This window comes from Mycobacterium sp. RTGN4, from assembly GCF_033804635.1.
Classification (GTDB): domain Bacteria; phylum Actinomycetota; class Actinomycetes; order Mycobacteriales; family Mycobacteriaceae; genus Mycobacterium.
This window is the reverse complement of the sequence record NZ_JAPZLB010000001.1, coordinates 700,114-713,979: the sequence shown is the minus strand read 5'-3', so window position 1 is coordinate 713,979 and position 13,866 is coordinate 700,114. Positions and strand designations below refer to the sequence as shown.

11 protein-coding genes are annotated in these 13,866 nt (G+C 65.1%); 9 read left to right on the top strand and 2 right to left on the bottom strand.

Features of this window, described 5'->3' with window-relative positions; all coding sequences use genetic code 11:
* Window positions 1–19: 19 nt before the first annotated feature.
* Both SLQ30_RS03480 and SLQ30_RS03475 read left to right on the top strand, forming a co-directional pair.
* Window positions 20–583, top strand: coding sequence for an alpha/beta hydrolase (locus tag SLQ30_RS03480; RefSeq protein WP_319445429.1), 564 nt, complete (start codon window positions 20–22; stop codon window positions 581–583).
* A gap of 71 nt (window positions 584–654) precedes the next feature.
* Window positions 655–3,987 carry a DEAD/DEAH box helicase gene (locus SLQ30_RS03475; protein ID WP_319445428.1) on the top strand — a complete coding sequence of 1,111 codons (3,333 nt, stop codon included), beginning with the start codon at window positions 655–657 and terminating at the stop codon, window positions 3,985–3,987.
* An 87-nt stretch (window positions 3,988–4,074) separates the two neighbouring features.
* On the opposite strand, the gene SLQ30_RS03470 is transcribed toward SLQ30_RS03475, so the two are convergent.
* Window positions 4,075–5,682, bottom strand: coding sequence for an amino acid permease (locus SLQ30_RS03470; protein WP_319445427.1), 1,608 nt, complete (start codon window positions 5,680–5,682; stop codon window positions 4,075–4,077).
* Window positions 5,683–5,865: 183 nt separating this feature from the next.
* On the opposite strand from SLQ30_RS03470, the gene SLQ30_RS03465 reads away from it, so the two are divergent.
* The 7 genes from SLQ30_RS03465 to SLQ30_RS03435 all read left to right on the top strand — a co-directional run bounded on the left by SLQ30_RS03465 (window position 5,866) and on the right by SLQ30_RS03435 (window position 12,418).
* On the top strand, window positions 5,866–7,242 hold the full coding sequence (locus SLQ30_RS03465; protein WP_413467904.1) for a glutamine synthetase family protein: 1,377 nt from the start codon (window positions 5,866–5,868) through the stop codon (window positions 7,240–7,242).
* On the top strand, window positions 7,166–7,984 hold the full coding sequence (locus tag SLQ30_RS03460) for a gamma-glutamyl-gamma-aminobutyrate hydrolase family protein (RefSeq protein ID WP_413467903.1): 819 nt from the start codon (window positions 7,166–7,168) through the stop codon (window positions 7,982–7,984). Before SLQ30_RS03465 ends, SLQ30_RS03460 begins: the two co-directional genes overlap by 77 nt.
* Entirely contained in the window at window positions 7,981–9,345 is a 1,365-nt protein-coding gene (locus SLQ30_RS03455; RefSeq protein WP_319445426.1) for an aldehyde dehydrogenase family protein, read from the top strand. Before SLQ30_RS03460 ends, SLQ30_RS03455 begins: the two co-directional genes overlap by 4 nt.
* A complete protein-coding gene (locus SLQ30_RS03450; RefSeq protein ID WP_319445425.1) occupies window positions 9,346–10,119 on the top strand; it encodes a 3-oxoacyl-ACP reductase in 774 nt (257 codons plus the stop codon).
* A 16-nt stretch (window positions 10,120–10,135) separates the two neighbouring features.
* Entirely contained in the window at window positions 10,136–10,858 is a 723-nt protein-coding gene (locus SLQ30_RS03445; protein ID WP_319445424.1) for a FadR/GntR family transcriptional regulator, read from the top strand.
* Between the two features lie 42 nt (window positions 10,859–10,900).
* The gene (locus SLQ30_RS03440; protein WP_319445423.1) at window positions 10,901–11,242 is read left to right on the top strand and encodes a metalloregulator ArsR/SmtB family transcription factor; all 342 of its coding nucleotides are present in this window, start codon (window positions 10,901–10,903) and stop codon (window positions 11,240–11,242) included.
* 78 nt (window positions 11,243–11,320) lie between these two features.
* The gene (locus SLQ30_RS03435; RefSeq protein ID WP_319445422.1) at window positions 11,321–12,418 is read left to right on the top strand and encodes a HoxN/HupN/NixA family nickel/cobalt transporter; all 1,098 of its coding nucleotides are present in this window, start codon (window positions 11,321–11,323) and stop codon (window positions 12,416–12,418) included.
* 48 nt (window positions 12,419–12,466) lie between these two features.
* Here SLQ30_RS03435 and mtr read toward each other — a convergent pair whose 3' ends face one another.
* Window positions 12,467–13,864, bottom strand: a complete 1,398-nt coding sequence (gene mtr, locus SLQ30_RS03430; protein ID WP_319445421.1) for a mycothione reductase — start codon at window positions 13,862–13,864, stop codon at window positions 12,467–12,469.
* Window positions 13,865–13,866: the final 2 nt, after the last annotated feature.

The window sequence follows — 13,866 nt, the reverse complement described above, 5'->3', positions numbered from 1 at the left end:
TGGACGCTAACGTGGCGCAATGCCTTCGTCCATGGTCACCGTCGACGGGTTTTCGGCGACCGTCGATGTGTCGGGCCCCGACAAGGGGTCGGTCGTCGTGCTGCTCGGAGCGGCGCATCAGGGCCCCGCGGCGTATGACGCCATATGCCAGCGGCTGCACACCGCGTCGCTGCGGACCATCGTCATCGGACCCGATCCTCGGTTGAGCGCAAAGGCCGTCGTGGGCATCCTCGACGTCCTGGAGGTGCGCTGGGCGCTGCTGGTCGGAGACCGTGTCGGCGGTGAATTGGCATGGGAGCTCGCCGCCACCCGGCTGGACCGGTTCATCGGGTTGGTCGTGATCGATCGCGGGCACCCGCGCATCGCCGACCAGGCCGGAGTCGTGCGCGACGAGCACTGCCCGCCCGTCGAGGTCAACACCACTGCGTTGGTCAGTACGCCGGCCGCGCGCGCGGTCGCCAAGGCCAGTCAGCGCTACGTCTACGGCGACTACCGATTGGTCGAACTGCTCGGCAGGCGCAACGCCCAAGAGTCCACCGCGCAGCTGGCCGCGGAGATCGTGATGCGTACCAGCACCTGGTAAGCCACGAAGCGCCTGTGGATAAGTCACGCGGCGCAGGTGCCGCTGTCGTCGCACCGATCTACTCTGCGCATATGTTCTCGCCTCGCGGCTTCGACCTCGACGCGCTGCTCGCTCGATTCGGCAGCGCGACGGTCCAACGTGGGCTGCAGTACGCCAATCAGGGGCGGGTGCGCGACACCGTGTGGGGTGATGACGGCCTCGAACTCACCGGTCGGTGTGCTGGTTCCGGACACAACGTCTATCAGGTCATGGCACGTTTCGAGTACACCCCCGACGGGCGCGAGCTCATGTGGGCCGACTGCTCTTGCCCCGTCGGAAGCAACTGCAAACATGCGGTCGCATTGCTGATAACCGCCGACTCCGGAGCTTCGCGGCGACCCGACACCGATCATTGGCGAACGGTCATCACCAAGGTCGTCGACGAGCTGGCACCGCCGGATGGCGCACAGGCCTTGCCGATCGGCCTCGAGTTCTCCATTTCGCCACCCACCCGGTACCGGACCGCCGCGACGCTCGCGCTACGTCCCGTCACCCTCGGCAAACGCGGGACCTGGATCAAGACCGGCCTGAACTGGCAACAGCTGGCGTATCAGGCCGACGCCCCGGAGTTCGAGCGGCGCCACTATGTGGCCGTCAGCGCCGTCGCCAGCGACCTGTCCCGCGCAGGTTTCGTGCCGAACGGCGACGCGATGACGATGAACGCCACGACGCCCGCCTTCTGGTCCCGGCTGGACGACGCCGTGACCGCCGGGGTCGCAATGGTGGCTGGACGCGGGCTCAACAGTGTCGAGTTCTTCAAGAGCGCGCGGCTGCAGCTCGACTTCGGCTCCGATGGAGCAGGCGGCGCCACCATGTCGGCGGTCCTGCTCGTGGATGGCCAGCGTCGGGATCCCGATGAGATTGGCCTGATCGGGTCACCCGCTCCCCACGGGATGTTCGAGGTCGTCGACGGGGTGATGCGGGTGGGCCGGTTCGATCCGGTGCCAGGACGAACCATGCTCGAGCTCGTCGCCCGCGCAGAACGAGTACACATCCCCGCCGAGAAGGTCCCGGAGTTCTCGCTCGACCTGCTCCCGCGGTTGGTCGGCGTCGCGCAGGTCGAGCTTGAGGAGGGGCTGTTCGCCCCGCCGACCATCAATGGGCCGGTGCCAGTACTGACGTTGGCGGTCCACCATGGCGGTGCCCGCGCGTACTGGAGCACGCGTTACGACGTCAACGACGCCCACCACGATTTCGATCCCGATTCGGATCCGCGGCGGACGGGCTATCGCGACGCGGACGCTGAAGAGCTTGCCTGGGTACTCGTCATGCCTGCGCTCCAGGTGGTCGCGGCGGCGTCGCGCACCTGGAAAAGCCAAGCCATCCAACATGTTCAGCGGATAATGCGCAGTATCGGGTCGGCCGGTGTATTCGACGAGTTGTTGGCGCTCGGCAGTTCCAGCGACGCGTTGGGCGCCGCTACGGTGGCGTCGCTGGTGACCCTGCGCTCGGGCGTCGACGTGACGTTGGTCGAGGCCGCAGTGCTCTACGGCGAGCTGCTGCCTCGACTGGACTGCCGCGATGCCTTCACGGTCGAACTGGAGCAGGGCGCACCCGACTTCCGGGCCGCCGACAGTGATCCGCAGCTGGAGTTCAGCGGCGACGGCGAGCCAGTGGGCAACGACTGGTTCGACCTGGGCATCACCGTGCAGATCGACGGGCATCAGGTGCCCATCGCCGCGGTCATCGCCGAGTTGGCTTCCGGCGCAACGCATATGCTGCTGCCCAATGGGGTCTACTTTCGCCTCGATACGCCGGAGATTCTGCGCCTGCGGGAGCTCATCGAAGAGGGGCGCGCGCTTGGCGAGATCGAGGGCGACAAGGTCAATGCGGGCTCGCGCAACGTCACGTTGTGGGAGGAGTTGCTCAGCCTCGGTGTCGTCGACGAACAGGTGGCGAGCTGGCGGGAACGGCTCGAACGGCTGGCCGCCGTGCGCCCACCGGTCCAGGTCGAGCTGCCCCATGGGCTCGAAGCCACGTTGCGGGACTATCAGCGTGATGGCCTCGATTGGCTGTCGTTCCTGTGGGACAACGAGCTTGGCGGTGTGCTCGCCGACGACATGGGACTGGGCAAGACGGTGCAGACCCTGGCTCTCATCGCGCGGGCCGCCGAACAGGGTGCGCGCAGATTCTTGGTGGTTGCGCCGACGAGCGTGGTCACCAACTGGACCGCTGAGTGCCGCAAGTTCACCCCAGGGCTGACCGCAGTCGCCGTCACCAGCAGCGAAGCCCGGTCGGGCACGTCACTGGCGGATCGGGTAGCCAACGCCCACGTCGTGGTCACCTCGTATGCGTTGTTGCGCATCGACTTCGAGGCCTACGCCGGGATCGACTGGGCGGGAGTCATTCTCGACGAGGCGCAGTTCGTCAAGAACCACGCCAGCAAGACACACCAGTGCGCGCGCAGGCTCGACGCCCGATTCAAGCTGGCCATCACAGGGACGCCCATGGAGAACAACCTGATGGAACTGTGGGCGCTCCTGTCGATCACGGCGCCGGGCCTCTTCCCGTCGCCCAAGGCGTTCACCGACTACTTCCGCAAGCCGATCGAGTCGGGAAGTGACAAAGAAAGGTTGGCGGTGTTGCGCCGTCGGATCAGGCCGGTCATGCTGCGCCGAACCAAGGGGCAGGTGGCCGAAGAACTCCCGCCGAAGCAGGAGCAGGTGCTTTCGCTCGACCTCGGTGCCAAACACCGCAAGATCTACGACACCCGCATGGCCCGCGAGCGCCAGAAGGTGTTGGGGCTGTTGGGCGACTGGGAGAAGAACCGGTTCCAGGTCTTCCGATCGCTGACGCTGCTGCGGCAGCTCAGTCTCCATGCCGGATTGGTCGACGAATCGAAGCTCGATGTGAACTCGGCCAAGGTCGACTTCCTGGTTGAGCAGTTGCCCGAGTTGGTGGCAGAAGGCCACAGCGCGTTGGTCTTCAGCCAGTTCACCGGATTCCTCGACATCTTGCGAGCGCAGCTGGACTCGATCGGCGTGAGCTACAGCTATCTGGACGGGTCGTTGAGTCGCCGCCAGCGCGACGCCGCCATCCACAGCTTCACCGCTGGCACCAACCAGGTGTTCCTGATCAGTCTCAAGGCCGGCGGCTTCGGACTCAACCTGACCGAAGCCGACTACTGCTTCGTCTGTGATCCCTGGTGGAATCCGGCAGCCGAGGCTCAGGCGATCGACCGGACCCATCGCATCGGTCAGACGCGACCGGTCACCGTCTATCGGCTCGTCTCCCAGGGCACCATCGAGGAGAAGGTGGTCGCGCTGCAGGAGCGCAAACGCGGCCTCTTCACCGCCGTCGTCGACGAGGGCGACGTCTTCGGATCGGCCATCACTGCATCCGAGATTCGAGAACTCTTCGGGTAGCGCATCATTCGGCCGACCGCGTCACCGACGGCACCGAGCCCCTCGGCCGTGAGGCGCGAGGGGCCCGGGGGACTGGGGCGTAAGAACCTACTTGTCGAGGATGACTTCCTCGCCGGAGTCCGTCAGTTCGACCTGCTTGATCGGACCGGTGAACCACTTCTTCACCGAAACGTGCCAGTAGATGTAGAGCAGGATCAGCACCGTGCCGACTAGCAACGGCGTGTAGTTCACGTACTTCCACTCGAAGGCAGTCTCGGGGTCCGACGCCCCGATGATGCTGCGCAGCCACAAGGGCGTGCCGCCGAGCGCAGTCGGGAACATTGCGATGATCGACGTGACGACGATCTCGATCAGGGCGAGCGGGGCCATCCACTTGTGGTGTCCACGCAGATTCCACTTGCCGACGGGGAACGAGTCGCCGGCCTTCCAGCGGTAGTAGATCGGTACCGCGAAGCACAGGTACAGCCCGACCACGCCGATGGACACCACCGCGAAGAACGCGATCGGAACGGGAGCGCCGCCGATGTCGACCTTGACAAGGGCGGGCAACGTGATGAGCGCCGCGAGCGTCGCGGTGACGACGACGGCGTTGGCGGGGATCTTGTTCTTGCTCACCTTGGACCACAGCTGGTGGCCGGGCACGGCCCGGTCGCGGCTGAACGCGAACAACATCCGGGACGCGCTCGTCTGGCAGGCCGTGGTGCAGAACAGCTGACCCGCGGTCGAGATCAGCAGTACGATGCCGACCCACTTGGAGTCCATCGCTTGCGCGAAGATCACCGCGACGGCACCGCCGCCCTTTGACACCGCGTCGGAGTCCTGCACCGCGAACAGGAACGCCAGCAGCAGGATCCAGCCGCCGATGGCCGAGTAGAAGATCGACCGCCAAATGCCCTTGGCCGCACCGTCGGCCGCGCTCTTGGTCTCCTCGGACAGGTGCGCCGACGCGTCGTAGCCGGTGATCGTGTACTGAGTCAGGATCGCCGAGATGGGCAGCACGAAGAAGATCCAGCCCGCTCCCTTGTCTGCGCCGAAGATGCCGCTGTTGTTGATGGTCTTGGCGAACACGTCGCCGAAGCTCGCGTGATGCTCGGGGACGAGGAACAGGATCAGGATGACGGTCGCGGCGCCCGCCACATGCCACCACACCGAGACGTTGTTGATGACTGCCAACAAGTGCGACGAGAAGATGTTGATCGTCGCCGACAGCGCCAGGATGACGACGAAGAGGATGAACGTTCTCGTCAGGCTGTAGCCGGCCAACCACGTTTCGCTGAACGTCCCGAGTGTGAGATCCAGGAACGTGGCGGCGCCGTAGGACACCGACGCGAGGATGGCGATCAGTCCGATGAGATTGAGCCATCCCGTGTAGAAGCCGGCCTTCGCGCCGCCGAGCTTGCTCGCCCACCAATAGATGCCGCCTGAGGTCGGGTACGCCGAGACCAGCTCGGACATGCACAGCCCGATGATGAGGATGAAGATCGAGATGATCGGCCAGCCCCAGGCGATCGCCGCCGGGCCGCCGTTGTTCCAGCCGAGGCCGAATGAGGTGAAGCAGCCCGCCAGGATCGAGATGATCGAGAACGAGATGGCGAAGTTACTGAAGCCGGACCAGGACCGGTTGAGTTCCTGGGTGTAGCCGAGCGATGCAAGGTGCTTTTCGTCGTCGTCGAGCAGTTCGTGACCCTCTGGCACGGCAATCTCCTTTTCGGGGCAGCGCTCACCTAGAGCGCTCACTGAGAGGCACAATAGAGTGGCAATGGTCTTGTGTCCTACCTTTGGCGGTGACGGTTGTGTAAATCTGTCGCTAGATTGCCCGGTCGCAGGATTCCAATGGTTGACTTCGTGTCATGTTCGTCCGGTGGAGAGGCAGAGCACGTGACTAAGGGACCCGCACGACCCGGCCTGCTGGCTCAAGCCGAGTTGGAAAAATTGGTCGCCGCAGGCGAGCTGGACACCGTCATCGTCGCGTTCACGGACATGCAGGGTCGGCTCACCGGCAAACGGATCTCGGCCCGACTGTTCGTCGACGACGTCATCGCGCACGGTGCCGAATGCTGCAACTACCTGCTCGCCGTCGACGTCGACATGAACACCGTCGACGGGTACGCGATGTCCAGCTGGGAAGCCGGCTACGGCGACATGGTGATGACGCCCGACTTCTCCACGCTTCGCCTGTTGCCGTGGCTGCCGGGCACGGCGATGGTGATGGCCGACCTTGGCTGGCACGACGGGAGCCCGGTGCTGCCCGCGCCGCGCGGCATCCTGCGCAAGCAACTCGACCGACTCGCGGACAAGGGCATGGTGGCCGTCGCCGCCACCGAGTTGGAGTTCATGGTGTTCGACGACTCCTATCGCGAGGCCTGGTCAAAGGGCTACCGGGACCTCAACGCGGGCACCGACTACAACATCGACTACGCGATGCTGGCCTCCACCCGGATGGAGCCGTTGCTGCGCGACATCCGCCGCGGGATGGAGGGCGCGGGACTGTACTGCGAGGGCGTTAAGGGCGAGTGCAACCTCGGGCAGCAGGAGATCGGATTCCGGTACGACGACGCGCTGGTCACCTGCGACAACCACACCATCTACAAGAACGGTGCCAAGGAGATCGCCGACCAGCACGGCAAGAGCATCACCTTCATGGCGAAATTCGATGAGCGCGAAGGCAATAGCTGCCACATCCACATCTCGTTCCGTGGGACCGACGGCACGGCGGTATTCGCCGACCCGAAGGATCCGCTCGGGATGTCGGCGATGTTCCGCAGCTTCGTGGCAGGCCAGCTCGCCACCCTGCGCGAGCTGACGCTCTTCTACGCACCGAACATCAACTCCTACAAGCGCTTCGTCGACGGCAGTTTCGCGCCGACCGCCGTCGCATGGGGCTTGGACAACCGCACGTGTGCATTGCGCGTGGTCGGCCACGGGCATGGCATGCGGATGGAGTGTCGTACGCCGGGCGGCGACGTCAACCAGTTCCTGGCGGTATCGGCATTGATCGCAGGCGGCCTGCACGGCATCGAGCAGGAGCTCGAGTTGCCCGAGGCATGCGCAGGCAACGCGTACACCAGTGGTGCCGAACGTCTTCCGACGACGCTTGCCGAGGCGGCCGCGTTGTTCGAGAAGTCGACGGTGGCACGTGAGGCCTTCGGCGACGAGGTCGTCGAGCACTACCTCAACAATGCCCGCGTCGAGCTCAAGTCCTTCAATTCCTCCATCACCGATTGGGAGCGGCGTCGTGGTTTCGAACGGCTCTAAGTCTCCTGTCGTACGCCCCGTGCTGGGGCTGACCACCTACCTCCAACAGGCCCAGACCGGCGTGTGGGACGTGCGGGCCAGTTTCCTGCCCGCCATCTACGTCGACGGTGTCACCATGGCCGGAGGCATTGCCACGCTGTTGCCACCTCAGCCGGTCGACGACGACATCGCGGCTCGTGTGCTCGACGGCCTTGACGGGCTCATCATCACGGGAGGCCGCGACGTCGACCCGGCGGCTTACGGACAGCACGCTCACCCGACCACTGATGAGCCCGCCCGCGATCGCGACGCATTCGAATTCGCTTTACTTCGAGGTGCTTTGGCGCGTCGGCTGCCCATACTCGGCATTTGCCGAGGTGCCCAGGTGTTGAACGTCGCACTGGGCGGCACGCTGCACCAGCACCTTCCCGACGTGGTCGGCCATACCAGGCACCAGGCAGGCAATGCGGTGTTCACCACCTCGTCGGTACGCACGGTGCCCGGTACCAGGCTGGCCGCGCTGATCGGCGATTCGTCGGACGCGCAGTGCTACCACCACCAGGCGATCGATCGGCTCGGCGAGGGGTTGATCGCGTCCGCGCAAGACGGTGTCGACGGCGTGATCGAAGCGGTTGAGTTGCCCGGCCGGGACTTCGTACTCGCCGTGCAGTGGCATCCAGAGGAACGACTCGACGACCTTCGTCTGTTCGCCGCTGTGGTCGAGGCGGCGGGCGTATATGCAACGGAAAGGACAAGAGCTTGACTGCGTCAACGCTGATCAATCCAGCGACCGAGGAGGTGCTGCGCACCGTCGAACTACTCGACGTCGGCGCCGTCGACGACGCGGTCGCACGCGCGCAGTCCGCGCAGAAGCAGTGGGCCAAGCTGGCTCCCGCAGACCGGGCTGGTGCGTTGCGCGCGTTCGCCGCTCAGGTGGATGCGCACGTCGACGAGTTGGCGGCGCTGGAGGTGGCCAACTCCGGGCACGTGATCTCCCAAGCTGAGTGGGAGGCGCGTCACGTGCGCGACGTGCTGCAGTTCTACTCGGCCAGCCCAGAGCGCATGTCCGGCAAGCAGATTCCCGTCGCGGGTGGACTCGACGTCACGTTCAACGAGCCGCTCGGCGTCGTCGCGGTCATCGCGCCGTGGAACTTCCCGATGACGATCGCGTCGTGGGGCTTCGTGCCCGCGCTGGCCGCAGGCAACGCGGTGCTCGTCAAACCTGCCGAGATCACGCCGTTGACCACCATGCGCCTGGCCGAACTCGGGAGGGACGCCGGACTGCCCGACGGACTGTTTCAGGTGCTACCCGGCAAGGGTTCGGTGGTGGGGGAGCGCTTCATCAGTCATCCCGACGTGCGCAAGATCGTCTTCACCGGGTCGACCGAAGTGGGCATCAAGGTGATGGCAGGCGCGGCGGCTCAGGTGAAGCGCGTGACGCTGGAACTCGGCGGCAAGAGCGCCAACATCGTCTTCGACGACTGCGACCTGGAGAAGGCGGCTGCCACGGCGCCCTACGGCGTATTCGACAACGCCGGGCAGGATTGTTGTGCGCGTAGTCGAATTCTGGTGCAGCGCAACGTCTACGACAAGTTCATGGAGCTGCTCGAACCTGCAGTGAAGGGTGTCGTCGTCGGCGATCCGACGTCACGTGACTCCGAGATGGGGCCGCTGGTGTCCAAGCCGCACTTCGACACCGTGTCGTCCTACGTGCCCGACGACGCCCCCGTGGCTTTCCGCGGGTCCGCGCCGAGCGGCCCCGGATACTGGTTCCCCCCAACGGTTCTGACGCCGCAGCGCAACGACCGCTCGGTTACCGAGGAGATCTTCGGACCGGTGGTGACGGTGCTGCCGTTCGAGGACGAGGCCGACGGCATCGCCTTGGCCAATGACTCGCCGTACGGGTTGTCCGGGTCGATCTGGACTGACAACCTGTCCAGGGCGCTGCGGGTATCCCGTGCCATCGAATCTGGCAACCTGTCGGTGAACTCGCACTCGTCGGTGCGCTACAACACCCCGTTCGGCGGCTTCAAACAGTCAGGCCTCGGCCGCGAGCTCGGGCCGGATGCGCCGCTGCACTTCACCGAAACCAAGAACGTCTTCTTTGCGATTGGAGAACTCTAGATGGACCTGACCCAGCGACTGAAGGACAAGGTCGCCGTCGTCACCGGTGGTGCGAGCGGCATCGGACTCGCCACCGTCAAGCGCATGCGAGCCGAAGGCGCCATCGTCGTCATCGGTGACGTCGACCCCTCCGCCGGCAAGACCGTCGCCGACGACCTCAACGTCACTTTCGTACAGGTCGACGTCTCGGATCAGGTCGCGGTCGACCGACTGTTCGACACCGCCGTCGAAGTGCACGGCGGTGTCGACATCGCGTTCAACAACGCAGGCATCAGCCCTCCCGAGGACGACCTGATCGACGTGACCGGCATCGACGCATGGGACCGCGTGCAGGACATCAACCTCAAGTCGGTGTTCTTCTGCTGCAAGGCCGCGCTGCGCCACATGGTGCCCGCGCAGAAGGGGTCCATCATCAACACCGCATCGTTCGTCGCGGTCAACGGGTCGGCCACGTCGCAGATCTCCTACACCGCCTCGAAGGGTGGCGTGCTCGCGATGTCCCGAGAGCTGGGCATTCAATACGCGCGCCAGGGCATCCGCGTCAATGCGCTCTGCCCCGGGCCGGTGAACACGCCGCTGCTGCAGGAGTTGTTCGCCAAGGATCCCGAACGCGCGGCACGCCGGTTGGTACACGTGCCGATGGGCCGGTTTGCCGAGCCCAGCGAGCTCGCCGCTGCGGTCGCATTCCTGGCCAGCGACGACTCCTCGTTCATCACCGGGTCGACGTTCTTGGTCGACGGTGGCATCACCGGCCACTACGTGACTCCGCTGTGAGTCAGCGCGAACGCTCATGACAGCCGAACCGGATCCGCAGCCCGCCAGCGAGGCACTACTGCGTCCGGTGCGGCTCGGCAATGCCTTCGAGGACACCGTCGGCAGGCTGTTGGAGACCATCAGGCTCGGCGTGCTCGCGCCCGGTGAGTCGTTGCCACCCGAGCGCGAACTCGCCACCCGGCTCGGCGTCAGTCGTGACACCGTCCGCGAGGCCATCAAGTCGTTGGCCGAGGCGGGCTTTCTGGTATCGCGGCGTGGCCGCTACGGCGGCACTTTTCTGGCCGACGAGTTGCCCGCGCCGAGCGCCGACGGAATCCGGTTCAGCCGCAACGACATCGACGATGCGCTGCGGTTGCGGGAGATCCTCGAAGTGGGCGCAGCGCGGATGGCTGCGGGTCGTACGTTGACGGCCGCTGAACGCGAGACGCTGTGGAGCAGGCTGACCGACGTGCGCGGCGCCGCCCCGGAGGACTACCGCAGGCTGGACTCGCGGTTGCATCTCGCGATCGCCGAGGCGGCAGGTGTTCCGTCGCTCGTCCCGCTTGTCGCGGAGAACCGCATGCGGCTCAACGAACTGCTGGATCACATCCCGTTGCTCGGCCGCAACATCGCACACTCCGACGAGCAGCACGAGGCCATCGTCATCGCGATCCTGGCGGGCGACGGCGACACCGCCGCCGAGGTGATGGCCGCGCATGCGTGGGGTTCGGCGGCGCTGTTGCACGGCTTTCTGGATTAGCGAAATCCCGGACCTGGCGCCTCGAAGGTTTAGATTTGACGAGTGGCGGAACCCGGCGATCATGCGAAGGCCCATGCGGCGGTGCAACGTGCATCGTCTGCGCTGGCCGACGTCGACATCTCCGGCTGGACACAACGATTCGATCTGTTGTCGGACCCGCACCGCCTGGAACTCCTACTGAGCCTGCACCGCTCACCGGGTATCTGTGTCAGCGATCTTGCCAGCGCAGTCGGTCGCTCGGAAAATGCTGTCTCGCAAGCGCTTCGATTGTTACGGCAGCAAGGCTGGGTGAGTAGCACCCGGGTCGGTCGCTCGGTGGCGTACCGGCTAGAGGACGAGATCGTCCACAACCTGCTGCATTGGATAGGCGCTGCGCACGGCTGACCTACTCGGGTGGCCGGGTAGCCGACATGAACATCTGAACAGCTAGACAGATGAATGAGCGCCACATAGGGTCGAACGATGGTCGTGTCGTCGGATACCCGTCAGAAGCCGGACGTCGCAGGCAGGCTCGACCGCACCGACTGGATGACGATCGCCGGACTCGGCAGCGTCGTGCTCTTCCTTCACCTCTTTGGTTGGGGCGTCCTGGTATTCGGCGTGGCACCGCAGCACATCACCCTGGGCTCGACCGGGGTATTCGGCGTCGGACTTGGCGTGACGGCCTACCTGCTGGGGGTGCGGCACGCTTTCGATGCCGACCACATCGCCGTCATCGACAACACCACCCGCAAGCTGGTCGGGGAGGGCAAGCGGTCGCTCTCGGCAGGCTTCTGGTTCTCGCTCGGCCATTCGAGCGTCGTGTTCGGGCTGGCCTTCCTGCTTGCCCTTGGCGTCAAGGCGTTGATCGGCCCGGTGCAGGACGAGAACTCGTCGATGTTGCAGACGCTGGGGCTGATTGGCTCCCTGGTGGCGGGCACCTTTCTCATCCTGATCGGCCTGACGAATCTGTTCGCCGTGGTCGGCATCGCCAAGGTGTTCCGGGGCATGCGCAACGGTGAGTTGGACGAGGCCGAGCTCGAACATCAGCTGAACAGTCGCGGTTTTCTGGCCAGGCTGCTCGGGCGCGTGATGCGCCGGGTCAGCAAGCCGTGGCATCTCTACCTGGTCGGGCTGTTGATGGGCCTCGGTTTCGATACGGCGACGCAGGTGGCGTTGCTGGTGCTCGCGGCAGGCACTGCGGCGTTCACGCTGCCCTGGTACGCCGTGCTGGTGCTGCCAGTGCTGTTCGCCGCTGGAATGAGCCTGTTCGACGCGGCCGACGGGGTCTTCATGGCGCGGGCGTACGGATGGGCGTTCCTGAAGCCGATCCGCAAGGTCTACTACAACCTCACCGTCACCGTGCTTTCGGTGTTCGTCGCCCTGGTGATCGGCGTCATCGTGTTGATCGGGCTGCTCGTCGACCGGCTGGGCATCACGTCCGGTCCGCTGGCGGTCATCGGCTCGGCCGACCTCGGCTCGGTCGGCTTCGTGATCGTCGGCATCTTCGTCGCGGTCTGGTTGATCGCGTTGGCGGTGTGGCGTTTCGGCCGCGTCGAGGAGCGGTGGGACCAGTCGTGATTTGGGCGCGTTCTGCCGCGTTGGGCTCGGAATTCCGCGCCCAAATCGCTAGTCGACGAGCCCCAGCAGCGCGTTCTCGATGACCTCGGGCAATGCCGGGTGTATCCAATACTGGTCTTCGGCAACCTCTTTCGCGGTTTGACCGAAGCTCATCGCCTGAATAATGGGTTGGATGATCGAGGACGCCTGGTGTCCCATGATGTGGGCGCCCAGGATCTTGCCAGTGGCACGGTCGCCGATCAGCTTCACGATGCCGTGCTCGTCCTCCATCGCCCATCCGTAGGCGGTGTCACCGTATTTCTGAACCTTGGTGACCACGTCGAAGCCACCGTCCCTCGCTTCGTCCTCGGTCATGCCGACCATGGCGAGCTGCGGATGGGTGAATACCGCAGAGGGCACGAAGCGGTGGTCGGACGCGCGCATGGATCCGGTGTCGTCCCAGTCCACCAGCAGGTTGTGGCGCACCACCTTCATCTCGTGGTTGGCGACGTGCTTCAGCTGATAGGCCGACGACACGTCGCCGAGCGCGAAGACGCCACGCGCCGAGGTGCGTTGGTATTCGTCGACCAGCACCAGCCCTTCGTCGTCGACGTCCACGCCGGCCAGCTTGGCGTCGAGCAGGTCCCCATTCGGAATCCGTCCGGTAGCCACCAGCAGCATGTCGGCCTCGATGGTCTTGCCATCGTCGAGCTCGAGCACGCATTTGTCGCCGTCCTTATGGACTCCGACGACGTTCTCGTGGGTGTGCAGGTCCCACTTGTCGGTGGCGATGTCGGTGAACGGGTAGCAGATGGACTCGTCGCAGTGGGTGAGCAGGCCGTAGCCGCGGACCACGATGGTGATGCGGACGCCCAGCGCGGAGAAGACGTGCGCGAACTCCGCTGCCACGAAGCCGCCGCCGACGATCACCAGATGCTCTGGGAGCTCGGGGATGCGCATGATGTCGTCGCTGGTGTAGTACTCGACGCCACATTCGGCGATGGCCGGTGGGATGCGGATGCGTGAACCGGCCGCGATGACCACCTTGTCGGAGGTGAACTCGTCGCCTGCGTCGGTCCGCAGCGTGTAGCGCCCGTCGGGCTGTGTCGGCCCGAACCTGGTGTGGCTGCCGTACACCCGCACGTTGGGCAGACTGCGCTTGTACTGCTCGCCGCCTGCGGCAATCGGGTCGATACGACCAAAAACGCGCGCGACGATGTCGGACCAGCGCACCTTGTCGAGGGTCGAGTCGATGCCGTAACGCGAGCTCTCCCTTATATTTTGGGCGATCTCCGCGGCATAGACGAACATCTTGGTCGGAATGCAGCCGACGTTGAGGCAGGTGCCACCGAACGTGCCTTGTTCGCATATCGCGACCCGCATGGTGCCGTACCTGGCGTCGACGCCCGGATCCGGGATGCTGTTGCCCGAACCGGTTCCGATGATCGTCAGGTCGAAGTGCTCCATGG

Excerpts from the sequence above, each read along its gene's own strand:
- SLQ30_RS03480 (WP_319445429.1), top strand. The coding sequence starts at position 20 with ATGCCTTCGTCCATGGTCACCGTCGACGGGTTTTCGGCGACCGTCGAT.
- SLQ30_RS03475 (WP_319445428.1), top strand. The coding sequence starts at position 655 with ATGTTCTCGCCTCGCGGCTTCGACCTCGACGCGCTGCTCGCTCGATTC.
- SLQ30_RS03460 (WP_413467903.1), top strand. The coding sequence starts at position 7,166 with ATGCCCGCGTCGAGCTCAAGTCCTTCAATTCCTCCATCACCGATTGGG.
- SLQ30_RS03450 (WP_319445425.1), top strand. The coding sequence starts at position 9,346 with ATGGACCTGACCCAGCGACTGAAGGACAAGGTCGCCGTCGTCACCGGT.
- SLQ30_RS03445 (WP_319445424.1), top strand. The coding sequence starts at position 10,136 with ATGACAGCCGAACCGGATCCGCAGCCCGCCAGCGAGGCACTACTGCGT.
- SLQ30_RS03435 (WP_319445422.1), top strand. The coding sequence starts at position 11,321 with ATGGTCGTGTCGTCGGATACCCGTCAGAAGCCGGACGTCGCAGGCAGG.
- mtr (WP_319445421.1), bottom strand. The coding sequence starts at position 13,864 with ATGGAGCACTTCGACCTGACGATCATCGGAACCGGTTCGGGCAACAGC.